Annotated in this window: 21 protein-coding genes and 1 pseudogene; 10 read left to right on the top strand and 12 right to left on the bottom strand. The window is 74.6% G+C overall.

Annotated features, from left to right (window positions below):
* Nucleotides 1–429 carry a DUF2267 domain-containing protein gene (locus tag AB0H28_RS10930; RefSeq protein WP_358036985.1) on the top strand — a complete coding sequence of 143 codons (429 nt, stop codon included), beginning with the start codon at nucleotides 1–3 and terminating at the stop codon, nucleotides 427–429.
* Here the strand turns inward: AB0H28_RS10930 and AB0H28_RS10925 are convergent.
* On the bottom strand, nucleotides 419–1,219 hold the full coding sequence (locus AB0H28_RS10925; RefSeq protein ID WP_358037405.1) for a DUF72 domain-containing protein: 801 nt from the start codon (nucleotides 1,217–1,219) through the stop codon (nucleotides 419–421). The genes AB0H28_RS10930 and AB0H28_RS10925 overlap by 11 nt on opposite strands.
* A 236-nt stretch (nucleotides 1,220–1,455) precedes the next feature.
* On the opposite strand from AB0H28_RS10925, the gene AB0H28_RS10920 reads away from it, so the two are divergent.
* Nucleotides 1,456–1,746, top strand: a complete 291-nt coding sequence (locus tag AB0H28_RS10920) for a hypothetical protein (RefSeq protein ID WP_358036983.1) — start codon at nucleotides 1,456–1,458, stop codon at nucleotides 1,744–1,746.
* A 3-nt stretch (nucleotides 1,747–1,749) separates the two neighbouring features.
* The gene (locus tag AB0H28_RS10915; RefSeq protein ID WP_358036980.1) at nucleotides 1,750–3,027 is read left to right on the top strand and encodes a cupin domain-containing protein; all 1,278 of its coding nucleotides are present in this window, start codon (nucleotides 1,750–1,752) and stop codon (nucleotides 3,025–3,027) included.
* A 15-nt stretch (nucleotides 3,028–3,042) separates the two neighbouring features.
* Here the strand turns inward: AB0H28_RS10915 and AB0H28_RS10910 are convergent, their stop codons facing one another.
* The 5 genes and pseudogenes from AB0H28_RS10910 to AB0H28_RS10890 form a co-directional block, all read right to left on the bottom strand.
* The gene (locus AB0H28_RS10910; RefSeq protein WP_358036977.1) at nucleotides 3,043–3,714 is read right to left on the bottom strand and encodes a hypothetical protein; all 672 of its coding nucleotides are present in this window, start codon (nucleotides 3,712–3,714) and stop codon (nucleotides 3,043–3,045) included.
* Nucleotides 3,711–6,383 (bottom strand): FtsK/SpoIIIE domain-containing protein, encoded by a 2,673-nt coding sequence (locus AB0H28_RS10905; protein ID WP_358036974.1) that lies wholly within the window; start codon nucleotides 6,381–6,383, stop codon nucleotides 3,711–3,713. Before AB0H28_RS10905 ends, AB0H28_RS10910 begins: the two co-directional genes overlap by 4 nt.
* A gap of 28 nt (nucleotides 6,384–6,411) precedes the next feature.
* Nucleotides 6,412–7,254, bottom strand: a pseudogene (locus tag AB0H28_RS10900) (hypothetical protein); the annotation flags it as partial.
* 10 nt (nucleotides 7,255–7,264) lie between these two features.
* Nucleotides 7,265–7,525, bottom strand: a complete 261-nt coding sequence (locus AB0H28_RS10895) for a hypothetical protein (protein WP_358036971.1) — start codon at nucleotides 7,523–7,525, stop codon at nucleotides 7,265–7,267.
* 186 nt (nucleotides 7,526–7,711) lie between these two features.
* Nucleotides 7,712–8,089, bottom strand: a complete 378-nt coding sequence (locus tag AB0H28_RS10890; RefSeq protein WP_358036968.1) for a hypothetical protein — start codon at nucleotides 8,087–8,089, stop codon at nucleotides 7,712–7,714.
* A 114-nt stretch (nucleotides 8,090–8,203) separates the two neighbouring features.
* On the opposite strand from AB0H28_RS10890, the gene AB0H28_RS10885 reads away from it, so the two are divergent.
* The 3 genes from AB0H28_RS10885 to AB0H28_RS10875 are packed head-to-tail and all read left to right on the top strand — an operon-like array spanning nucleotide 8,204 to nucleotide 11,337.
* A complete protein-coding gene (locus tag AB0H28_RS10885) occupies nucleotides 8,204–10,753 on the top strand; it encodes an ATP-dependent Clp protease ATP-binding subunit (RefSeq protein WP_358036965.1) in 2,550 nt (849 codons plus the stop codon).
* Between the two features lie 60 nt (nucleotides 10,754–10,813).
* On the top strand, nucleotides 10,814–10,987 hold the full coding sequence (locus AB0H28_RS10880) for a hypothetical protein (RefSeq protein ID WP_358036962.1): 174 nt from the start codon (nucleotides 10,814–10,816) through the stop codon (nucleotides 10,985–10,987).
* The gene (locus AB0H28_RS10875) at nucleotides 10,987–11,337 is read left to right on the top strand and encodes a DUF3140 domain-containing protein (RefSeq protein ID WP_358036959.1); all 351 of its coding nucleotides are present in this window, start codon (nucleotides 10,987–10,989) and stop codon (nucleotides 11,335–11,337) included. The genes AB0H28_RS10880 and AB0H28_RS10875 overlap by 1 nt, the downstream gene beginning before the upstream one ends.
* A 47-nt stretch (nucleotides 11,338–11,384) precedes the next feature.
* Here AB0H28_RS10875 and AB0H28_RS10870 read toward each other — a convergent pair whose 3' ends face one another.
* Genes AB0H28_RS10870 through AB0H28_RS10860 form a run of 3 tightly spaced genes read right to left on the bottom strand, consistent with a single transcriptional unit; the run spans nucleotide 11,385 to nucleotide 13,295 of the window.
* Nucleotides 11,385–11,621, bottom strand: a complete 237-nt coding sequence (locus tag AB0H28_RS10870; protein ID WP_358036956.1) for a hypothetical protein — start codon at nucleotides 11,619–11,621, stop codon at nucleotides 11,385–11,387.
* Nucleotides 11,618–12,628 (bottom strand): LysR family transcriptional regulator, encoded by a 1,011-nt coding sequence (locus AB0H28_RS10865; protein WP_358036953.1) that lies wholly within the window; start codon nucleotides 12,626–12,628, stop codon nucleotides 11,618–11,620. Before AB0H28_RS10865 ends, AB0H28_RS10870 begins: the two co-directional genes overlap by 4 nt.
* A 49-nt stretch (nucleotides 12,629–12,677) precedes the next feature.
* A complete protein-coding gene (locus tag AB0H28_RS10860) occupies nucleotides 12,678–13,295 on the bottom strand; it encodes a hemerythrin domain-containing protein (RefSeq protein ID WP_358036950.1) in 618 nt (205 codons plus the stop codon).
* 116 nt (nucleotides 13,296–13,411) lie between these two features.
* Here AB0H28_RS10860 and AB0H28_RS10855 point away from each other — a divergent pair, with 116 nt between their 5' ends.
* Complete coding sequence (locus AB0H28_RS10855) at nucleotides 13,412–14,731, top strand: M20/M25/M40 family metallo-hydrolase (RefSeq protein ID WP_358036947.1); 1,320 nt, start codon at nucleotides 13,412–13,414, stop codon at nucleotides 14,729–14,731.
* 59 nt (nucleotides 14,732–14,790) lie between these two features.
* The gene (locus AB0H28_RS10850; protein WP_358036944.1) at nucleotides 14,791–15,444 is read left to right on the top strand and encodes a hypothetical protein; all 654 of its coding nucleotides are present in this window, start codon (nucleotides 14,791–14,793) and stop codon (nucleotides 15,442–15,444) included.
* Between the two features lie 55 nt (nucleotides 15,445–15,499).
* Here AB0H28_RS10850 and AB0H28_RS10845 read toward each other — a convergent pair whose 3' ends face one another.
* The gene (locus AB0H28_RS10845; protein WP_107155556.1) at nucleotides 15,500–15,691 is read right to left on the bottom strand and encodes a DUF5703 family protein; all 192 of its coding nucleotides are present in this window, start codon (nucleotides 15,689–15,691) and stop codon (nucleotides 15,500–15,502) included.
* 77 nt (nucleotides 15,692–15,768) lie between these two features.
* Nucleotides 15,769–16,740 carry an aldo/keto reductase gene (locus tag AB0H28_RS10840; RefSeq protein ID WP_358036941.1) on the bottom strand — a complete coding sequence of 324 codons (972 nt, stop codon included), beginning with the start codon at nucleotides 16,738–16,740 and terminating at the stop codon, nucleotides 15,769–15,771.
* Between the two features lie 164 nt (nucleotides 16,741–16,904).
* On the opposite strand from AB0H28_RS10840, the gene AB0H28_RS10835 reads away from it, so the two are divergent.
* Entirely contained in the window at nucleotides 16,905–17,957 is a 1,053-nt protein-coding gene (locus AB0H28_RS10835) for an LLM class F420-dependent oxidoreductase (protein ID WP_358036938.1), read from the top strand.
* Nucleotides 17,954–18,790: an undecaprenyl-diphosphate phosphatase gene (locus AB0H28_RS10830; RefSeq protein WP_358036935.1), complete on the top strand. Its 837-nt coding sequence runs from the start codon at nucleotides 17,954–17,956 to the stop codon at nucleotides 18,788–18,790. Before AB0H28_RS10835 ends, AB0H28_RS10830 begins: the two co-directional genes overlap by 4 nt.
* Before the next feature lie 57 nt (nucleotides 18,791–18,847).
* Here the strand turns inward: AB0H28_RS10830 and AB0H28_RS10825 are convergent, their stop codons facing one another.
* Nucleotides 18,848–19,426, bottom strand: a complete 579-nt coding sequence (locus AB0H28_RS10825) for a hypothetical protein (protein WP_358036932.1) — start codon at nucleotides 19,424–19,426, stop codon at nucleotides 18,848–18,850.
* Nucleotides 19,427–19,886: the final 460 nt, after the last annotated feature.

The following is a 19,886-nucleotide window of genomic DNA, read 5'->3' as shown; positions in this document are numbered from 1 at the left end:
ATGGCTGAACAGTTGATGTCCGCGTTCGAGTCCTCGCTGGACAAGACGAACGTGATCCTCAAGGAGATCGAGTCGGCGTACGGCTGGCCGGCCGAGCGGCGCAACCAGTCGTACGCGGCGCTGCGGACCGTCCTGCACCTGCTGCGCGACCGGATGCCGGTGGGCGAGAGCGCCGAGTTCGCCCAGCAGTTGCCGGTCCTGCTGCGCGGCATCTACTTCGACGGCTGGCAGCCGGCGAACGTGCCGATCAAGCTCAACCGCGACGACTTCCTCTACGAGGTCCGCCAGGGCTTCCCGTACGACGTGGAGGGCGGCCCGCAGCGGGTGACGCAGGTGGTGCTGGACACCTTGCGCCGGCACGTCACGCAGGGCGAATGGCAGGACGTGAAGGCGAACATGCCGCAGGGTCTCGGTCAGCTCATTCCCTGACCGGCCCCGCCCCGGCCCGTCCCGCATCGGCGGGGCGGGCCGGCGGCGTCCGGGAAACCGGCAGCCCGGCCCGCCGGGCCAGCCCGGCGAACGCGACCGCGTCGACGACCGCCGCGCCACCCGGGTCGTTGTTGAAGTAGACGTACGCCGGCTCGCCGGCGCCGAACGCGGCGGCCAACCGGTCCACCCAGCCGGCCAGCGCGGCCCGGCCATAGCGGGGCCAGGGGCGGGCCCGACCCTCGTGCAACCGCAGGTAGCCGAAGTCGGTGGTGCGCCACAACGGGGTGATCGGCCGGCTGCGCCGGTCGGCCCAGACCAGCGCGGCCCGGTGCCGCTCCAGCACCCGCCGGGTGTCGTCGGCCCACCAGGACGGATGCCGCGGCTCCACGGCCACCCGCACGTCGGCCGGGAACCGGCGCAGCACCGCGGCCAGTGCCGCCGGGTCGGCCCGCAGCGTCGGCGGGAGCTGCACCAGCACCGGCCCCAGCCGGTCGCCGAGCCCGGACGCCCGGTCGAGGAAGCGGGCCACCGGCTCGGCCGGCTCCCGCAGCCGCTTCACGTGGGTCAGGTAGCGGCTCATCTTCACCGCCACGCAGAAGTCGCCGGGAGTGCGCTCCCGCCAGGCGACGAACGTGTCCCGCTCGGGCAGGCGGTAGAACGCGTTGTTCACCTCGACCGTGGCGAAGCCCGCGGCGAAGTGCTCCAACCAGCGCCGCTGCGGCAGGCCGGCCGGATAGAACCGGTCCCGCCAGTCCCGGTACTGCCAGCCCGACGTGCCGACCAGGAACATCGCCACCCCTCAGGAACTCCTCGGCGTCGACGGTTGGCTGCGCCACGTGCCTGCGTCCGCGCGCGTCTCCTCCCGCCATCCTGGCACCGACCGGGTCCGGCCGCCTTCCGGGCGCGAACCGTCGGTGCGCGCCGGTCCGGGCGTCTACGGTGGGGTTAGAGAAGATCGGGCGTGGGGTACCACCCGCTGAAGACGGACCCCGGGAACACGCGGGGCGGCACACCGAGGGAGCACCCATGGCATTGAACGACGACGACATCCAGACCAGCGGCGGCGGCGGCCTGGAGGGCCCGGCCGACGGCGGTGCCACCCCGGGTCAGCACGACGGCGGCGCGGACGGCGGCGCGGAGGGCCCGGCCGACGGCGGCGCGACCGCGGGTCAGCACGACGGCGGCGCGGAAGGTCCGGCTGACGGCGGCGCGACGCCGGGTCAGCACGACGGCGGCGCGGACGGCGGCGCGGAGGGCCCGGCCGACGGCGGCGCGACGCCGGGTCAGCACGACGGCGGCGCCGATGGCAGCGCCTGACCGATGACCGTCACGCACGTCGACCCGCCGGGTGGCCAGGGCCACCCGGCGGGTCCGTCTCCCGCCGACGCCGCGCTGGCCCGGTGTGTGGCCGTCGAACCGGCCAAGTTCGTCGCCGACCACTGGGGGCGCAGCCCGCTGCTGTCCCGGGCCGCCGAACTGCCCAACCCGGACGGCTTCACCGACCTGTTCAGCCCCGCCGACGCCGACGACCTGCTCAGCCGCCGCGGCCTGCGTACCCCGTTCCTGCGGGTGGCCAAGGACGGCCAGCTCGTGCCGGCGGCGCGGTACACCGGCGGCGGCGGCGCCGGCGCCGAGATCGGCGACCAGGTGCTCGACGAGAGGGTCCTGGCGCTCTACGCCGACGGCGCCACGCTCGTGCTCCAGGGCCTGCACCGCACCTGGCCGGCGCTTGTGGACCTGGCCCGTGACCTGGGCGCGGCGCTGGCCCAGCCGCTGCAGATCAACGCCTACCTGACCCCCGCCGGCAGCCAGGGCTTCGCCACCCACTACGACACCCACGACGTGTTCGTGCTCCAGGTCGACGGCCGCAAGCGCTGGCGCATCCACCCGCCGGTGCTCACCGACCCGCTGGAGCGCCAGCCGTGGGGCGGCCGGGCCGACGAGGTCTCCGCCACCGCCGAGGGCCGGCCCGCGCTGGACGTGGTGCTCGCGCCCGGCGACGCGCTCTACCTGCCGCGCGGCTGGCTGCACAGCGCCCAGGCGCAGGAGTCCAGCTCGCTGCACCTGACCGTGGGCATCCGGGCGCTCACCCGCCACGCCCTGGTGGAGGAGTTGACCGCCCTCGCCGCCGAGGACGCCCGGCTGCGCGCCGGCCTGCCGTTCGGGCTGGACCTGGCCGACCCGGAGGCGATCGAGCCGGAACTCACCGAGACGGTCGAGGCGCTGCGCGACTGGCTGCTGCGGGCCGACCCGGCGGCGGTGGCCGCGCGGCTTCGGTCCCGGGTGTGGCCGGCGGCCCGGCCGGCGCCGATCCGGCCGCTGGCCCAGGCCGACGCGCTGTCCCGGCTCGACGCCGACAGCCGGGTCGCGCTGCGCGACGGCCTGCGCTGGCAGCTCACTCCGGCCGGCGCCGACGCGGTCGCGCTGCGCCTGGTCGACCGCACGCTCACCGTGCCCGGCTCCTGCGAGCCGGCGCTGCGCGTGCTGCTCGCCGGCCGGGTGACCCGCGTCGGTGACCTGCCCGGCCTCGACGACGACGCCGACCGGCTGGTCCTCGCCCGCCGCCTGCTCAAGGAGGCGGTGCTGGTCCCGGCGTGACCGGTCGGGGCCGGCTCAGCGCGTGTAGGTGGCCGCCAGCAGGAGCAGGGTGGTCGCCAGCCCGCTGCCGGCCACCAGGATCATCGGGCGCGGCGTCAGCACCGCGTGCCGGCGGTCGGCCAGCAGCCGGGCCGGCGCCAGGCCGACGAGCGGCCCGAGCAGCGTCACCACCAGCGCCAGCACCGGCAGGCCGACCGCCAGGTCACCGCCGGAGCCGGCGCCCAGCGTCCGCGCGCCGATCCCCAGCAGGTACGCCACCAGCGCGCCGCCGATCCCGCAGGCGATCAGCAGCGGGTTCACCGAACCGGGCAGCTCGCCCGGCTGCCCGGTGCGCTCCAGCAGCTCGCGCACGCCGCGCAGCAGCGGCACCGGGTCGCCGACGGCGTCGCGCACCGGGCCGGGCGGGTCGCCGAGTCGCCGGGCGCCGCCGCCGAGCCGGTCCCGCAGCCCAGCCCACAGGTGGGTGACCTCGCCGTCCACCCGCTCCACCATCCGCTGCGCCTCGACCAGCTCCGTCTCGGCGCGGCGGACCTGGTCGGCCGCCTCGGCCACCGCCCGCTCGGCGGCGGCCACCTGCTGGGCGTACCAGGTGTGCGCCTCGGACCGCTGGGCGGCCACCCGGGCGGTCAGCTCGGCGAGGCGGCGGATCTGGTCGGCGTACGTCTGCGTGGAAACCGGTTCGTTCATCGGGAGGGACCATAGGGGATGATCACCTGTCCGGTGCGGTGCACCGCGCGGTCGAAGTAGAGGCCCCGCCACGGCCGGGGATACCAGTCCGGCCCGCCGCTGCCCGGATAGAGCGACGAGCCCAGCTCACCGCCCTGCACGTCGAGTGCCACCCAGGCGCCGATCTGGTCCGTGCGGGCCCCGGCGCCACCCAGGTCGGCCCGCATCCGGGCCACCCCCCGCCACCAGGCCAGCACGTGGGTGCGCCGCTCCGGCCCGTCGTGCAGGATCCGGCGCAACTGCTCCAGTCCGGTGCGGGTGCCGGCCTTGCCGGCCAGCGCCCCGGCCGCCGCGTCCACCGCGTACAGCAGCAGGAAGTGCGGCGTACGCGGGGTGCCCGGCGCGGCCAGCCCGTCGCCCACCTCCGCCATCAGCTCGGACACCGTCTCCTCGTCGTACCAGGAGGCGTCGCCGGGCAGGTCCTCGTAGAGCGCGCGGGCGGCCGGGTCGGCGTCCGGGTCGAGGCAGGCCAGGGAGAAGCGGGCGGTGCCCGGGGGATACTGCCGGGCCAGCGAGCGGGCGGCGGCGTCGAGCACCGCGCACGCCTCGTCCACCCGGGTGCCCAACACGGCCAGGTTCCGCCCCGGCGCCCGCGGCAGCCGCAGCGCCGCCGAGCGGGACTGCACGTCGATGATCTCGCCGAGCAGCGCCACCGGGTTGCGGGGTACACCCTGCTCGGGGGCGGTCAGGGCGCGGAAGTCCGGCGCCTCGGCGAGCCGGGGGATCGCGTCGCCGTCGAAGAGTCGGGCCGGAGCGGCGTCCTGCGGGCGCATCCGCCACAGCCGGTGCTGAAGCTCGCTCCACGTCTCCCAGTCGCTGGCCGACGGGATGCGGGCCACCTCGTTCCCCTCGGCCAGGCCGGACTCGGCGTTGACCACCGCGTGGTGGCGCGGCAACGACTGCGCGGCGTCGTTGCGTTCGGCCAGGATGCGCAGCGCCTTCGGCAGCGCGACGCGCAGCGTGAACTGGGCGACAAGCGCGGGCCGGCCCCACAGCGCCTCGATGCCGCGCACGTCCTGCGAGGCGAGCACCAGGTGGATGCCCTGGGAGCGACCTCGCCGGGCCAAGTCCTCCAGCAGGTCGGCGGCCTCCCGGGCCACCACGTCGCGGCCGGCGAGCAGCGCCTGGAACTCGTCGACCACCGCGACGATGCGCGGCCAGTGCCCGGCCGGGTCCACGGCGCGCAGCTCGGCCAGCTTGGTGACCTCGTGCCGCTTCGCCGCGTCGGCCCGCCGGCGCAGCTCCTCGGCGAGGAACCTCAGCAGGGCCAGGCCGAACTCGCGGTCGGTGTTGACGTTGATCCCGACCAGCCGCATGTGCGGCAGCCAGCTCGGGTCGCGCCGGCCCTTGGCGAACCGGGCGAAGGACACCCCCTCCTTGAAGTCGAGCAGATAGAACTCCAGCTCGGCGGGGGAGTAGCGGGCGGCGAGCGCGCCGATCCAGGCGAAGATCAGATTGGTCTTGCCGGTGCCGGACGGGCCACCGATCAACGCGTGCGGCGGATAATCGCCGAGGCTGAGCAGCACCTGCCGCCCGTGCGGGCCCTCGCCGATCGGCGCGCTCAGGCCGTGTGCCGAGTCCTCCCGCCAGTATTCGTCGGGCGCCGGGAGCAGGTCGGTGAACGGTGTCGGCGGTGGTCCGGCGGCGACCCGGGAGGCGACCGCGCGGCAGGTCTCGGTGACCAGGGCGGGCGGCGGCGGGTCGTCGAGCACCACCGGCAGCCCGGCGATCCGGGCGTCGTCCTCCTCGACCACGATCCGGGTGACGGTCCGGTCGTCGGGCAGGTCGATGCCCCGGACCACCAGGTGCACGCCGCACGCGGCCCCGGTGCGCACCACCCGGTCGAGCTGGCCGCGCTCGTGCCGGGACAGCTCGTCGCCGCCGAGCAGCACCGCCACCCGCCACGGCTCGGGCCGGCGCCCGGTCGCGGCGGCCAGCTCGCGCAGCGACGCGTACTCGCCGGCCAGCACCGTGGCGTTGATCCGGCGGATCTGCTCCACCAGGTCGTCCAGCAGCCGGCCCAGGCCGCCGGGTCCGACGAAGGTGAGCAGGCCGGCGGTGCCGAGCGGGGCGAACCCGGCCAGCCCGCCACCCAGGTGCTCCGGGTCGTAGCCGTACAGCCGCACCGCGCCGGGGTCGGCGCGGCCGACGGAACGCAGCAGCAGCGCGGGCACCACCGAGGCCAGGCCCTCCCGGTCGCCGCCGGCCAGGTGCGCGTGCCCGGCGTCGAGGAGCGGCACCAGCGCCGGCACCGGTTCGGCGCCGGCGATGCGTACCGTGCCGATCCGGACCGCGCCCGGTGGCTCGGCCCGCCCGGCGGGCGTCGCCTGCCAGCGGTCCCAGGGCTCGGAGGCCGCGCCCGGCGCCTCCCGCCCCGCCGCCTCCGCGGCGCGGCGCGCCAGCTCGGCGAGACGAGCGGTGTGGCGGGCGTCGATCTCGGCGAGCCGCCGGTCGCGCGCCGCGCCGACCCGGTCCGGCACCGCCGCGGCGGCCCGGCGGGTCCGCTCCAGCCGCTGCCGGCCTTCGAGCAGATCGGCGTCGGCGGTGGCGAGCCGGGTGCGGGTGACGCCGAGGGCCTCGGAGAGCATCCCCCGCACGCGCGTCACCAGTTGGGCGCGGACGTCAGCCACGCGACGGCTCCCGTTCCTCGGTGTCCTTCGGCAGGTCCCGGCCGAGCCGGTCGAGCAGCACGCCGGTGAGCACGCCGGCGGTCACCGCCGGGTCGGCCGCGTGCGGCTGCTCCGGCCCGTCGTCGCGGCGGGGCGGAGGCATCCGGCAGACCCGGGTGAGCAGCGTGTCCAGCACCGGCGGCGGCAGCCCCGGCAGCAGGTCGCGGACCCGCCCGTCCAGCTCACGGCGCAGCCGGGTCAGGTCGTCCGCGCGGGGCGGGTGGCCGAGCAGTTCCCCGGCGAGGTCGCGCAGCATCGGCGGAGCGATCGCGGCCAGCCCCAGCCCCACGTCGGCGTGCGCCCGGCGCAACTCGGCGTGCAGCCGGTCCCGGTCGCCGGCCCGGATCCCGACCACCACCCGGCGCAGCAGCTCGCGGGAGTTCTCGACCCGCTCGTCCGGCTCGTCCGGCGTGCCCTCCCGGCCGCCGGTCAGCTCCGCCACCCGGACCGCCCACCAGCGCCGCACCGCGGGCGGCTCGTCGGCTCCGGCGGCCCCGCCCGGCGTCGGCGGCGCCTCGCCGCGTGGCGTGTCGTGCCGCGGCCGTCGCTCACCCGGTGGCGCGGTGGGGGCGCCGTCGGCGGCCAGCCCGATCGCGGTCAGGTACGCGGTGAGCTGCTCCTGCGCCACCCGCAGCGCGTAGCCGGCGGTCTCGGCGTGCTCGGTGGCCGCGGTCAGCTCCGGCACACCCATCGGGTCGGCCGACTCCTGGCGCACCCAGCGCAGCCGTTCCTCGGCCTGGCCGAGCTTCTCCAGCGCGGCGGCGAGCTGCGCCAGCGGCAGCTCCTCGGCGGCGGCGCGGACCTGCGCGCCGATGTCCTCGACGATGGACACGGCCGGCCCCTCAGAGCGTCGCGACGTAGAGCTGCGCCTGCTCCACCGCCACCAGTGTCGCGGCGAGGCACTCCTCCAGCTCCTGGCTGGCCTGGGTCAGCGAGGCCTGCGCCGCCTCGACCGTCTCGTGGCCGCTGCCCTCCAGCGCGCCGGCCAGCGTCTGCTGCGCCTCGGCCAGCTTCTCGCCGGCCGCCTGCACCGCTATCTGGCCGTCACCGATCTGCTGGAGAGCGACATCGATGGCAGCCTTCAGCTCGGCGACGCTCGCCACGGGGACCTCCTGGGGGCAGGGGAGATCTCCATTACAACCCATCCCGGCGGGTGGACGAACATCCACCCTCGCGTCGTTCCTGCCCGGGTGTCCGATTACGGCCCTGACGTGCGCGAAGGCCACCCCGAGGTGGTCGGCGCGGTCCCGCCGGCGGTCAACCCGGTCCCGTCGATCGGACGGCGCGCGTCAGCGATCCAGCCAGCGCGGGCCGCGTACCTCCGCGCCCAGCGCCGTCACCCGGGCCCGCAGCTCCCGGTCCGCGGTGACGACCACCCGCCGCCGGCCCGGCGCGGCGGCGACCAGCTCGACCACCGTGTCGTCGCCCGAGCCGGGCGCGGACACCACGTCGACGTCGGGCGCCGACGCCACGTGCCGGGCCGCGCCCTCCACCACCAGCACCACCTGCACCGGCGGCGGCAGCTCCGGCGGCACGCCGGCACCGGCCAGCGGCGCCAGCGCGTCGCGTAGCCGGACCGCCGCCCCGGCCCGGTCCCGCCACCAGCCGTCCGGGCGGGACCCGACCACGTTCGCGGCGTCGACGACCAGCAGCGGCAGGCTCTCCATGCCTCCAGCCTGCCATCGGCGTCGCGTTTGTCACGCACCCCGCCGGGTAGCCACCGCCGACCGCGCCGCGCCGTGTCGCGTCCCGGTCGTGCCGACCGACTGCGGAGGACGAAGATGATGGGACCCGGTGACTTCGGCAACGACCCGTGGGACGAGTTCCTGGCCCGCTACTTCGGCCGGGGCGAGGGGGGCCGCCGGCCGGCCCACCGGGTCGACATCACCCGCCTGATGACCGCCGACGCCCGGGAGATGCTCGCCGACGCGGCCCGGCGGGCCGCCCAGAAACACAGCAACGACCTGGACACCGACCACCTGCTCTGGGCGGCGTTGCAGCGCGCGCCGCTGCGGGACCTGGTCCGCCGCGCCGGCGCCGACCCGGACGCGCTCGTGAACGCGCTCGGCGGGCGGGCCGAGGGTGCACCCGGCGGCGACGTGCCGCCGAACCTGTCGCTCACCCCGGCCGCCAAGCGGGCGCTGCTCGACGCCCACCAGCTCTCCCGGGCCATGGGCGCCAACTACATCGGCCCCGAGCACATCCTGATGGCGTTGCCGCTGAACCCCGAGTCGCCCGCCGGCCGGATGCTCGCCGCCGGCCGGATCCAGCCGGAGTCGTTGCAGGCGGCCAGCGCCGAGCGCGGCGCCGCGAACGGCCCGCGCCCGGACCACGGCACGCCCACCCTGGACCAGTACGGACAGGACCTGACCGAGCTGGCCAGGATGGACCAGATCGACCCGGTGATCGGGCGCGCCGACGAGATCGAGCAGGCGGTGGAGATCCTGTCCCGGCGGACCAAGAACAACCCGGTGCTGATCGGGGAGGCCGGTGTCGGCAAGACCGCCATCGTGGAGGGGCTGGCGGAGCGGATCTGCGACGGCGACGTGCCGCAGACGCTGATCGGCAAGCGGGTCATCCAGCTCGACCTGTCCGGCCTGGTCGCCGGCACCCGCTACCGGGGCGACTTCGAGGAACGCCTGAAGAAGGTGATCGACGAGATCCGGACCCACCGCGACGAGCTGATCATCTTCCTGGACGAGATCCACACCCTGGTCGGCGCGGGCGGCGCCGGCAGCGAGGGCGGGATGGACGCCTCCAACATGCTCAAGCCGGCGCTCGCCCGCGGCGAGCTGCGGGTGATCGGCGCGACCACGCTCGACGAATACCGGCGCAGCATCGAGAAGGACGCCGCGCTGGCCCGCCGGTTCCAGCCGGTGCTGGTGCCCGAGCCGACCGTCGAGGACACCGTCGCCATCCTGCGCGGCCTGCGTGACCGCTACGAGGCGCACCACCAGGTCCGGTTCACCGACGAAGCGGTGGTCGCCGCCGCCGAACTCTCCGACCGCTACGTCACCGACCGGTTCCTGCCGGACAAGGCGATCGACCTGATCGACCAGGCCGGCGCCCGGGTGCGGCTGCGCACCCGCACCCCCGACGCGGACGTGCGCGACCTGGAGCAGCAGCTCGACGAGGTGCGGCGGGACAAGGAACAAGCGGTCTCCGACGAGCAGTACGAACGGGCGTCCGCGCTGCGCGACCGGCTCGCCGAGCTGGAGGACCAGATCCGCCGCGCCCGCGGCGACGAGGGACCCAACCACGTGCCCGAGGTCGGGCCGAAGGAGATCGCCGAGGTGGTGTCCCGGGCCACCGGGATTCCGGTCACCCAGCTCACCGAGGAGGAACGCGACCGCCTGCTGCGCCTGGAGGGGCACCTGCACGAGAGGGTGATCGGGCAGGACGACGCGGTCGGCGCGGTGTCCGAGGCGGTGCGCCGCTCGCGTACCGGGCTGGCCGACCCGAACCGGCCGATGGGCAGCTTCCTGTTCCTCGGCCCCACCGGCGTCGGCAAGACCGAGCTGGCCCGCGCGCTCGCCGAGGCGCTGTTCGGCGAGGCGGACCGGATGGTCCGGGTGGACATGAGCGAGTTCCAGGAGCGGCACACGGTCAGCCGGCTGGTCGGCGCCCCGCCCGGCTACGTCGGCTACGAGGAGGCCGGTCAGCTCACCGAGGCGGTCCGCCGCCGCCCGTACGCGGTGGTGCTGCTGGACGAGATCGAGAAGGCGCACCCTGATGTGTTCAACATCCTGCTCCAGGTGCTCGACGACGGCCGGCTCACCGACAGTCAGGGCCGGACCGTGAACTTCAAGAACACCGTCCTGATCATGACGAGCAACCTCGGCTCGGAGCTGATCACCGGCGCCCAGCGCACCGTCGGGTTCGCCAGCGGCGATCCCGACCGGCAGGAGTCCACCGAGCTGCGGGAGCGGCTGATGCGCCGGCTCCAGGAGAACTTCCGCCCCGAGTTCCTCAACCGGGTGGACGAGATCATCATCTTCCAGCGGCTGGAGGCCGAGCAGCTACGCGAGATCACCGGCCTGCTGCTGGAGGAGACCCGCCGCCGGCTGCACGCCCAGGACATCCAGGTCGAGATCAGCGCCGCCGGCGTCGACTGGCTCGCCGAGCACGGCTACCAGCCGGAGTTCGGCGCCCGCCCGCTGCGTCGGGTGATCCAGCGCGAGGTCGACAACCGGCTGTCGAGGATGCTGCTGGAGAACGAGATCTCACCGGGGCAGAAGGTCACCGTGGACACCCGCGACGGCCAGCTCGTCTTCGACGTGTCCGCCGGCGAGCGCGGATACACCGCCGCCACCACGTCCCATCCCCGGTGAACGGGACGGCCACCCTCGGTGGGCCGGCCCGGCCCGCCGCGCACGGATCGGAGGGCGGACATGACCGAACCCGAGGAGACCCGGGAGGACGCCGCGGCCGGCGAACCGATCGAGGCGCCGCCGACGGCCAACCCGTCCCGGGTCCGGGTGCCGCCGGAAGGTCTCACCCAGCAGACACCGCACGGCGAGGGCGATCCGGAGGAGTCCGGACTGCCGCCGGGAGAGGAGGCGTGATGGTACGCGAGGCGCGACTCGACCCCGAGGTCGAGGTGATCTGGGACGACTTCCACGCCGAGGTGAACGTGCCCTCCGAGCAGCTACGGCAGTGGCTGCTGACCCGTGGCTCGGGGGAGGAGGCGTTCGGCCCCGGCCCCGACCTCGACCTGCCGGAGCCGGGCCGGCAGATCCTCGCCGTGCTGCGCAAGCGCAAGGTCGACCTCACCGGGGAGGACATCGAGGTGATGCGCGACGCGATCACCCGCATCCGGGAGCTCACCGCCGACCGGCCGGACCGGGGCGCCGCCGACGACGAGTGGCGGCACGCGTTGCTCGACCTGGGCCACGACGTGCTGGTGGAACGCTGAGCCGACGCCGCGGTGCCCGGGCGGACGCCCGCCCGGGCGCCTCCGGGCTAGTCGGTCTCCATGCTGGGCAGTCGCAGGCCGGCGGCGTCGGCCGCGGCCTGCCGGTCCGCCCGGGCCCGTTCCTCCCGGCTGAGCAGGTTGGCGTACTCGGTGACGTCCGCCGGGTCCGGCACCTCGGGCAGGCGGCGCAGGAACGCCTCGGTGTCGGCGGCGGCGGCGGTGTGCGCGGCGGCCGCCTGACGCAGCAGCTCCCGCTGGTCGGCGGCCGGATACAGATCAGTCATGCCGCGGTGATACCCGCGTTCAGGCGGTTCGCACCCCGTCCCGCGGCGTGCGGTTGCACCCCGAAGTCCGGGTGGGCCAGCAGCCAGGCCAGATAGTCGGGATGGTTGGCCAGCGCGTCGGCGTACGCCGCCACCGCCGTTTCCAGCACCGGCTCCGCCACCGCCGCCGCCGGCGCCTGCGGGTGCCAGCCCAACAGCAGCCGCCAGCGCAGCGGGGCGCCGGCCAGCCGGCGGGTGACCAGACCGACCACCGGGCGGAAGGTGGCCTGGCACAACGCCACCGCCGCGCCCGCGTCGACCAGATCCTCCGCGGCCCGCACGTCCGCCTCGTACACCTTGCGGGGGGTGAAGCCGGCACGGGCGCAGGCGGCGGCGAAGCAGTCGCCGAAGCAGCCGTCGCCCGGCGCCGCCACCCACTGCTCGCGCCGCAGGTCGACCAGGTCGATCTCGTCCCGGTCGGCCAGCGGGTGGCTCTGCGGCAGCAGCACGAAGACCGGGTCCACGGCCACCTCCCGCCAGCTCAACCCGAACGCCGGCGTCGGCGCGGCGTCGCCGCACACCCCGGCGAGGGCGAAGTCCAGCCGGCCGCCGGCCACCATCTGCGCCAGCTCGTCCACCGACCAGGACGCGTACGTGGAGATCTGCGCGTCGGCGCGCTCGGCGGCCAGCCGGTGCACCAGCCGGCCGAGGATCGGGCTGTTCACCCCGCCGAAGCGGTAGCGGCGCAGCGGGTCGCCCGCGCCGGCCAGCCGGGCCGCCTCGTCCTGCAGCCCCTTCATCGCCGGCAGCAGCACGCGGGCCCGGTCCAGCACCAGCTCCCCGAGGGCGGTGGGCCGCGCGCCGCGGCGGTCCCGCTCGAACAACGGCCCGCCGAGCACCCGCTCGATCCGCTGGAGCTGGGCGGTCAGCGCCGGCTGGGCCAGACCGAGCATCGAGGCCGCCTTGGTCACGCTCCCCGTCTCGGCGATCGCGCAGACCACCCGCAGGTGTCGCAGCTCCAGATTCATAGGGTGACGGTAGGACCACGAACGGGTGTCCGGGAAGGGGCGGAACGGCTCAGGCGTCCCGACGGTGCTCCAGGTCGGCCAGCCGGGTACGCCGCCCGGTGACCGCGTCGCGCACCTTGTCCAGCACCCCCACCGCCGGTTCGACGATCTTGTTCCAGGGCGGGGTGGCCGGGGTGCCCGGGTGCGGCCGGGTCGGCGCCGCCTCCTCCGCGATCTCCCACCGGTTGCCCAACCGGATCAGCTCGGCGTCGGTGGCCACCTCGCGCAGCGGCGTGACCAGCGCGGCGACCCGGCTCACGTGCCGGCGGACCCGTTCGGCCACGTCGGCGACCACCGCGTCGTCCGGACCGGACAGTTGCTTCAACGCGGTGAGCAGGGCCGCGTCCGCCTCGATCTCCCGGGCGACCAGCCCGGCGCTCTCCGGCACCGCGGCGCGGGCGGCCGGGAAGAGGTACTGCTCCTCGGCGGACAGGTGCCGCGACACCGCGGCGGTCAGCACGTCGAGCACCCGCCGGCGGCCGGCCGGATCGAGCCCCGGCTCGGTCACCCGGTCGGCCAGCTCCAGCAGGGTGCGGTGCTCCGCGTCCACCAGATCGGCCAGGCTCCGCCCGCCCGGCCGGTACGCGTCGTCGGCGGCGGGCGGCAGCGGCGGCAGGGGGACGGTCATGGTGCCCTCCTCGTGGTGGCCGGAATCGATGTTCGGCGTTACCCGCCCGCGCGTTTTGCGAAACCGGCCCGCACCGCGCCGGCCGCCGCGCGCCGTCCGGCTGGTATAAGGAACCGATGACGACGTCCGCCTCACCCGAACCCGTCGACGAGGTCGTGGACCTCTGCCGGGACCTGCTGCGCATCGACACCACGAACACCGGGGACAACGACACCAGCGCGGGGGAGCGGCGCGCCGCGGAGTACGTCGCGGAGAAGCTCGCCGAGGTCGGCGTCGACGCCGAGATCCACGAGTCGGCGCCCGGCCGGGCGAACCTGGTGGCCCGGATTCCCGGCGCCGAGCCGGGCCGCGACGCCCTGCTCGTGCACGGCCACCTCGACGTGGTGCCCGCCGACCCGGACGAGTGGTCGGTGCACCCGTTCTCCGGCGAGGTCCGCGACGGCTACCTGTGGGGCCGCGGCGCGATCGACATGAAGGACTTCGACGCCATGGTGCTGGCCGTGGTGCGCCACTGGCGGCGCACCGGCGTCCGGCCCCGGCGCGACGTGGTGCTCGCCTTCACCGCCGACGAGGAGGCCGGCAGCGACTACGGCGCGCACTTCCTGGCCCAGCGCCACCGAGGGCTGTTCGACGGCTGCACCGAGGCGATCGGCGAGGTGGGCGGCTTCTCCTACTCGGTCGACGAGTCCCGCCGGCTCTATCTGATCGAGACCGCCGAGAAGGGCATCGACTGGCTGCGCCTGCACGCCAGGGGCCGACCCGGGCACGGCTCGATGGTGCACGACGACAACGCGGTGACCGCGCTCGCCGAGGCCGTCGCCCGGATCGGCCGGCACCGCTTCCCGGTGGTCATGACCGACACCGTGCGGGCGTTTCTGGCCGAGGTCGCCGACGTGCTCGGCATCGAGATCGACCCGGACGACCCGGAGACGGCGATCGCCAAGCTCGGCCCGATCGCCAACATCATCGGCGCGACGATCCGCAACACCGCAAACCCGACCCGGCTGGCCGCCGGCTACAAGGACAACGTCATCCCCGGTCGGGCCACCGCCACCATCGACTGCCGCAGCCTGCCCGGGCAGAGCGAGGAGCTGGAACGGCAACTGCGCGAGCTAATCGGCCCGGACATCGCCATCGAGTACGTCCAGCGCCAGCCGGCCCTGGAGACCACGTTCGACGGCGACCTGGTGGACCAGATGTCGGCCGCGCTGCGCGCCGAGGACCCGGGCGCGCACCCGGTGCCCTACATGCTCTCCGGTGGCACCGACGCCAAGGCGTTCTCCGCACTCGGCATCCGCTGCTTCGGCTTCGCGCCGCTGCGGCTGCCCGCCGACCTCAATTTCTCCGGCCTGTTCCACGGCATCGACGAGCGCGTCCCGCTGGACGGACTACAGTTCGGCGTGCGGGTTCTCGACCGCTTCCTCCGCAACTGCTGACCGCGCCCGCCGCGGCGCCGCCCGCGCGGACCTCCCCCATCGCGAAGGGACTGCCTCACATGACCGACCAGCACGCTGAGCTGGACGCCGCCCTCGAGCAGGTGATCGACGCCGCCCGCGCCCACCTGGCCGCCGTCCGGGCCGCGCAGGGCCGGATCGACGACGACGCCGTGTGGCAGGCGTACGTCGCGTTGAACAACGCCTCGTTCGCCTACGACGAGCAGCTGCTCGACGCGTTCGGCGAGGTGACGCCCTGGGACATCGAGTCGATCGACCCGGAGGAGGCGGACGAGCGGTTCGGCGCGGTCGAGGGCGGTGAGCCCACCGACCCGCACCCGCGGGTGATCTCGGTGCGGCAGCGGCGCGACTACCGCGTGCCCAGCGTCGCCGCGCTGCTGCGGGTGGCCGAGGCGGCCCGTCGGGAGGGCACTCCGGAGGACGACGAGCCGGCACCGGTGGAGGGCGTCGGCGAGGCGGTGCTGGAACTGCTCCAGAGCGGTGACGGCTCGCTCTCCGCGCTCGACGTGCCCGAGCTGGAGCCGCTCGACGGCGTGGTCATGGTCAGCGAGGTCGGCACCCCGGTCGACCTGGAGTCGTTCGACGACGACGACCCGGTCGGCCCGTTCCAGCCGGCCGTCGACGACCGGCTGGTCGGCCGCCTCGACGAGCACCCGTTCCTGGAACTCGACGACGAGCACGACCACGCGCACTAGGACATGGCCGCCCCGGGGCCGCACCGCGCGGCGCGGCCCCGGGGCGAACCGGCCGTCAGTACGACAGGCCCGGCTGCGGCTTGTTCACCACGCGGCGGCGCAGCATCACCTGCCGCGTGCCGTCCCGGTAGAGCCGCACCCGGGCCAACTCCCAGCCGGAGAACTCCGCCTGGATCGCCAGCTGCGCCGCGGCGGTCAACCGGTCGACGTTCGAAGGCAACCGCAGCGGCGCGTATTCGTAGTCCATGGCTCCATGCTGCCCAGCTGGCGGGCCCTCCGCCACCCCCCGGGCCTGCGTCGTGCCCGGCCCTGCGTCGTGCCCGGTCAGCCGTCGCGCTCCGGGTAGCCGACCGGCACGGCGGAGACGTCGTCAAGCGCCGTGACGATCTCGTCCGGCAGGGTCATCCGCTCCACCTGGAGCGCGCCCAGGAGCTGCCCGACGGTGCGGGCGCCGAGGATCGGCGCGGTCACCCCGGGCCGGTCGCGGACCCAGGCCAGCGCCACCTCCAGTGGCGACACGCCGAGCCCGCCCGCGGCGATGGCCACCGCCTCCACGATGCTGGAGCAGCGGGGCTCCAGGTAGGTGCCGACGAAGCGCTCGAAGTGCGGCGACACCGCGCGCGAGTCGGCCGGGCGGCCGTTGCGGTATTTGCCGGTGAGCACGCCGCGGCCCAGCGGCGACCAGGGCAGCACACCCAGCCCCATCCCGGCGCAGGCCGGCAACACCTCGCGCTCGACGCCGCGTTCCAGCAACGAGTACTCCACCTGGGCGGCGACCACCGGCGCGCGTCCCGGCCAGGCGGTCTGCCAGGCGGCGGCCCGGGCGGTCTGCCAGCCGGCGAAGTTCGACACCCCCACGTACCGGGCCTTCCCGCTGGACACGGCGTGGTCCAGCGCGGTGAGCGTCTCCTCCAGCGGCGTGTCCGGGTCGTAGCCGTGCACCTGCCACAGGTCGACGTGGTCGGTGCCGAGCCGGCGCAACGAGGCGTCCAGCGTGCGCAGCAGGTGCCCGCGCGAACCGTCGCGGCGGCGTCCGCTGCCCGGCCGCAGGCCCGCCTTGGTGGCGATGAGCAGCTCGTCGCGGTCGACCAGGCTGCCCAACAGGGAGCCGATCACCGACTCCGCGTCGCCGTCGGCGTACACGTCGGCGGTGTCGACGAGGTTGCCGCCCGCGTCGAGGTAGCTCTTCAGCTGGGCGGCCGCGTCGTCGGCGTCGGTGTCCCGTCCCCAGGTCATGGTGCCGAGCGCGAGCCGCGAAACCGCCAGCCCGCTTCGGCCGAGCGGTCGCTGTTGCATGGGTGAACCTTATTTCGATCCTGGCGTCACGGACATCCTCGGCGTAGTCAAGTTCCCGCGCGACCGCAGGCAGGTGTGACGTGTTCGGGGCGAGCCGGTCGTCGGCGGTGGCACCGCCATTGCGTAACCTGATGCGACCTGTGGTGCGGACGGTGGGAGGATCAGTGCGACTCGGGCTCAACCTCGGATACCAGACGGCCTGGAGCACGCCGGCCGACCACCTGGCGTTCGCCCAGGAGGCGGACCGACTCGGCTACTCCGTGGTGTGGGCCGCGGAGGCGTACGGCTCCGACTCGCCGAGCATGCTCGCCTGGATGGCGGGGCAGACGCAGCGGATCGACCTCGGCTCCGCCGTGATGCAGATCCCCGCCCGCACCCCGGCGATGACCGCGATGACCGCCGCGACCATCGACGCGCTCTCCGGTGGCCGGTTCCGGCTCGGCCTCGGCGTGTCCGGTCCGCAGGTCTCCGAGGGCTGGCACGGGGTCCGGTTCGCCAAGCCGCTGTCGCGCACCCGGGAGTACGTCGACATCGTCAAGCTCGCGGTGGCCCGCAAGGAGGTCGCGTACGACGGCGCACACCACACGCTGCCGCTGCCGGACGGCCCGGGCAAGGCGCTGCGGCTGAGCTTTCACCCGCCGCGCGAACACATCCCGATCTACCTGGCCGCCGTCGGTCCGAAGAACCTGGAGCTGGCCGGCGAGATCGCCGACGGCTGGCTGGCCGTCTTCTACGCCCCCGAGTTCGCCGAGGAGCAGCTCGCCGCGATCCGGGCCGGGCGGGCCACCGCCGGCAAGGAGCTGGCCGGCTTCGACGTGGTGCCGTCGGTGCCGGTGGTGATCGGCGACGACGTCGCCACCTGCGCCGAGCTGGTCCGCTGGTACGCCGCCCTGTACGTGGGCGGGATGGGCAGCCGGAAGCAGAACTTCTACAACCAGCTCGCCACCCGGATGGGCTACGGCGACGCGGCCCGCGAGGTGCAGGAGCTCTACCTGGCCAAGCGGCAGCGCGACGCGGCCGCCGCGGTGCCGATGGAGTTCATCGACCGCACCTCGCTGCTCGGTCCGAAGGAGCGCATCGCCGAGCGGATGCGGGAGTACGCCGCCGCCGGGGTGACCACCCTGTCGGTGACGCTGTTCGTGGCCGACCGGGACAGCGGGGTGCGGACGCTGCGCAGCGTCGCCGAGGCCCTCGACCTGTCCGGGGTCGGCGAGTGACCTGGGTCGAAGCCATCGTCCTGGGCGTCGTCCAGGGGCTGACCGAGTTCCTCCCCGTGTCGTCGTCCGGGCACCTGCGGATCACCTCGGCCATCTTCTTCGGCCGCGACGCGGGCGCGTCGTTCACCGCGGTGACACAGCTCGGCACCGAGGCCGCCGTGCTGATCTACTTCGCCAAGGACATCTGGCGGATCGTGCGCACCTGGTGCCTCGGCCTGGTGGACCGTTCGGTGCGGTCCAGCCTCGACTACCGGATGGGCTGGTACGTCATCGTCGGCACGATCCCGATCGGGATCCTCGGGCTGCTCTTCAAGGACCAGATCCGCACCGCCGGCCGGAACCTCTACCTGATCTCCTTCACGCTGATCTTCTTCGCCCTGGTGCTCGCCTTCGCCGAGTACTGGGGGCGGCAGACCCGCACGCTGGAGAACTTCCGGATGCGCGACGGCATCGCGATGGGCCTCGGGCAGGCCATGGCGCTCATCCCCGGTGTCTCCCGCTCGGGCGGCACGCTGACCGTCGGCCTGTTGCTCAACCTCACCCGGGAGACGGCGGCGCGCTACTCGTTCCTGCTGGCCATCCCGGCGGTGGTGATCTCCGGCGTGTTCAGCCTGCCGGACGTCTTCGAGCCGTCCGCGCCGGGCACCGCCGCGCCGAGCGTGGCGCAGATGGTGGTGGCCACGCTTGTCGCGTTCGCCATCGGCTACGCGGCCATCGCCTGGCTGCTGCGCTACGTGGCGCACCACACGCTCTACCTCTTCGTGCTCTACCGGGTGGCGCTCGGCACGCTCGTGCTGTGCCTGCTGCTCACCGGCACGATCAGCGCCACCTGATCGGCCGGGGCACGACGAAGGCCGGCACCCGGTGACCGGGTGCCGGCCTTCGCGTCGTCAGCTGTTCCAGTGCTGGGCGACGAGGTCTGCCGCCTGCTGCTCCCACTGGGCGTAGGCGTCGGGGTAGGCGCTGACCTGCACGGTCTGCGCGGCCTGGGTCAGCGGCATGTCCTGCCAGCCGTCGACCTGCGTGAGGCCCTTGAGGAAGGCGAGGGTGGAGTGTTCGGGGTCGGTGATCTGCTCCGGGGTGCCCCAGCCGCTCGACGGGCGCTGCTGGAACAGGCCCAGCGAGTCGTGGTCGTTGCGGTCGCCGAGGTGGCCGAGGTTCTCCAGCTTCGACTCCTGCAGGCTGGTGGCGATCGAGACGACGGCGGCGCGTTCGTCCATGCCGGCCTTCTTGGTGGCGGCGATGATCGCCTTGACGTTGGCGGTCTGCTCGTCGTTGAGGTCGATGCGCGACTGCGCGCCCTGCACGCCGTGCGGGATCAGCGCGGCGGTGTCGAGTCGGGTCTGCACGGCCACCGTGCTCTCGCGCGGGGCGGGGGTGCTGTCGTGGTTGAGCGGGCCGGCGGCGAGGCCACCGGCGACGGTCAGACCGGCGATACCGAGGATGCTCTTGCGCAGCATGGTGTTCATGGGGGGCTCCGTTCGGGGGTCGACACACCCGGGGGTGGGTGTGCGAGCACCGTCAGGCGCTCAGGAAGGTCTCGGGGGGGAAGCGGTCCGTCCGGCTCACGGGGCGGGGGCCTCGTCGTGGCGGCGGAACCATGTACAACGACCGGCGACCCGCCGCCATTCCCCGGATCCGCGATCCGGTGGCGGGCGTTTCCGCTGCTCAGCCGTGCACCGGGTGTAACGCCCCCGCCCCCGGGCCCATTCCACCGGGCGGGGGTCCCCGACCACCCCGAACCGGACAAACGTTCCCACTCACCGTTCCTCGCCCAGAAATATTGGATATCACCGCAAGCCCGGCTCGCGCCCGCACCGTCACCCCACCACCACATACGCACATCACGTTCCACCCGCGCCACGGCGAGGCCGTGAGTGGAGCCCGATGGGTGTCTCGGGGCGCCGCACACACCCATCACGTTCCACC

Source organism: Micromonospora sp. NPDC050980 (assembly GCF_040653835.1).
Lineage (GTDB): Bacteria > Actinomycetota > Actinomycetes > Mycobacteriales > Micromonosporaceae > Micromonospora.
This window is presented reverse-complemented; position numbering and strand designations above follow the sequence as displayed.

Bases quoted from the DNA above. Each gene is read 5' to 3' on its own strand.
- AB0H28_RS10925 (WP_358037405.1), bottom strand. From the start codon at position 1,219: ATGTTCCTGGTCGGCACGTCGGGCTGGCAGTACCGGGACTGGCGGGAC.
- AB0H28_RS10875 (WP_358036959.1), top strand. From the start codon at position 10,987: ATGGTACGCGAGGCGCGACTCGACCCCGAGGTCGAGGTGATCTGGGAC.
- AB0H28_RS10880 (WP_358036962.1), top strand. From the start codon at position 10,814: ATGACCGAACCCGAGGAGACCCGGGAGGACGCCGCGGCCGGCGAACCG.
- AB0H28_RS10890 (WP_358036968.1), bottom strand. From the start codon at position 8,089: ATGGAGAGCCTGCCGCTGCTGGTCGTCGACGCCGCGAACGTGGTCGGG.
- AB0H28_RS10930 (WP_358036985.1), top strand. From the start codon at position 1: ATGGCTGAACAGTTGATGTCCGCGTTCGAGTCCTCGCTGGACAAGACG.
- AB0H28_RS10845 (WP_107155556.1), bottom strand. From the start codon at position 15,691: ATGGACTACGAATACGCGCCGCTGCGGTTGCCTTCGAACGTCGACCGG.
- AB0H28_RS10840 (WP_358036941.1), bottom strand. From the start codon at position 16,740: ATGCAACAGCGACCGCTCGGCCGAAGCGGGCTGGCGGTTTCGCGGCTC.
- AB0H28_RS10885 (WP_358036965.1), top strand. From the start codon at position 8,204: ATGATGGGACCCGGTGACTTCGGCAACGACCCGTGGGACGAGTTCCTG.
- AB0H28_RS10920 (WP_358036983.1), top strand. From the start codon at position 1,456: ATGGCATTGAACGACGACGACATCCAGACCAGCGGCGGCGGCGGCCTG.
- AB0H28_RS10915 (WP_358036980.1), top strand. From the start codon at position 1,750: ATGACCGTCACGCACGTCGACCCGCCGGGTGGCCAGGGCCACCCGGCG.
- AB0H28_RS10860 (WP_358036950.1), bottom strand. From the start codon at position 13,295: ATGACCGTCCCCCTGCCGCCGCTGCCGCCCGCCGCCGACGACGCGTAC.
- AB0H28_RS10910 (WP_358036977.1), bottom strand. From the start codon at position 3,714: ATGAACGAACCGGTTTCCACGCAGACGTACGCCGACCAGATCCGCCGC.
- AB0H28_RS10865 (WP_358036953.1), bottom strand. From the start codon at position 12,628: ATGAATCTGGAGCTGCGACACCTGCGGGTGGTCTGCGCGATCGCCGAG.
- AB0H28_RS10850 (WP_358036944.1), top strand. From the start codon at position 14,791: ATGACCGACCAGCACGCTGAGCTGGACGCCGCCCTCGAGCAGGTGATC.
- AB0H28_RS10825 (WP_358036932.1), bottom strand. From the start codon at position 19,426: ATGAACACCATGCTGCGCAAGAGCATCCTCGGTATCGCCGGTCTGACC.
- AB0H28_RS10855 (WP_358036947.1), top strand. From the start codon at position 13,412: ATGACGACGTCCGCCTCACCCGAACCCGTCGACGAGGTCGTGGACCTC.
- AB0H28_RS10870 (WP_358036956.1), bottom strand. From the start codon at position 11,621: ATGACTGATCTGTATCCGGCCGCCGACCAGCGGGAGCTGCTGCGTCAG.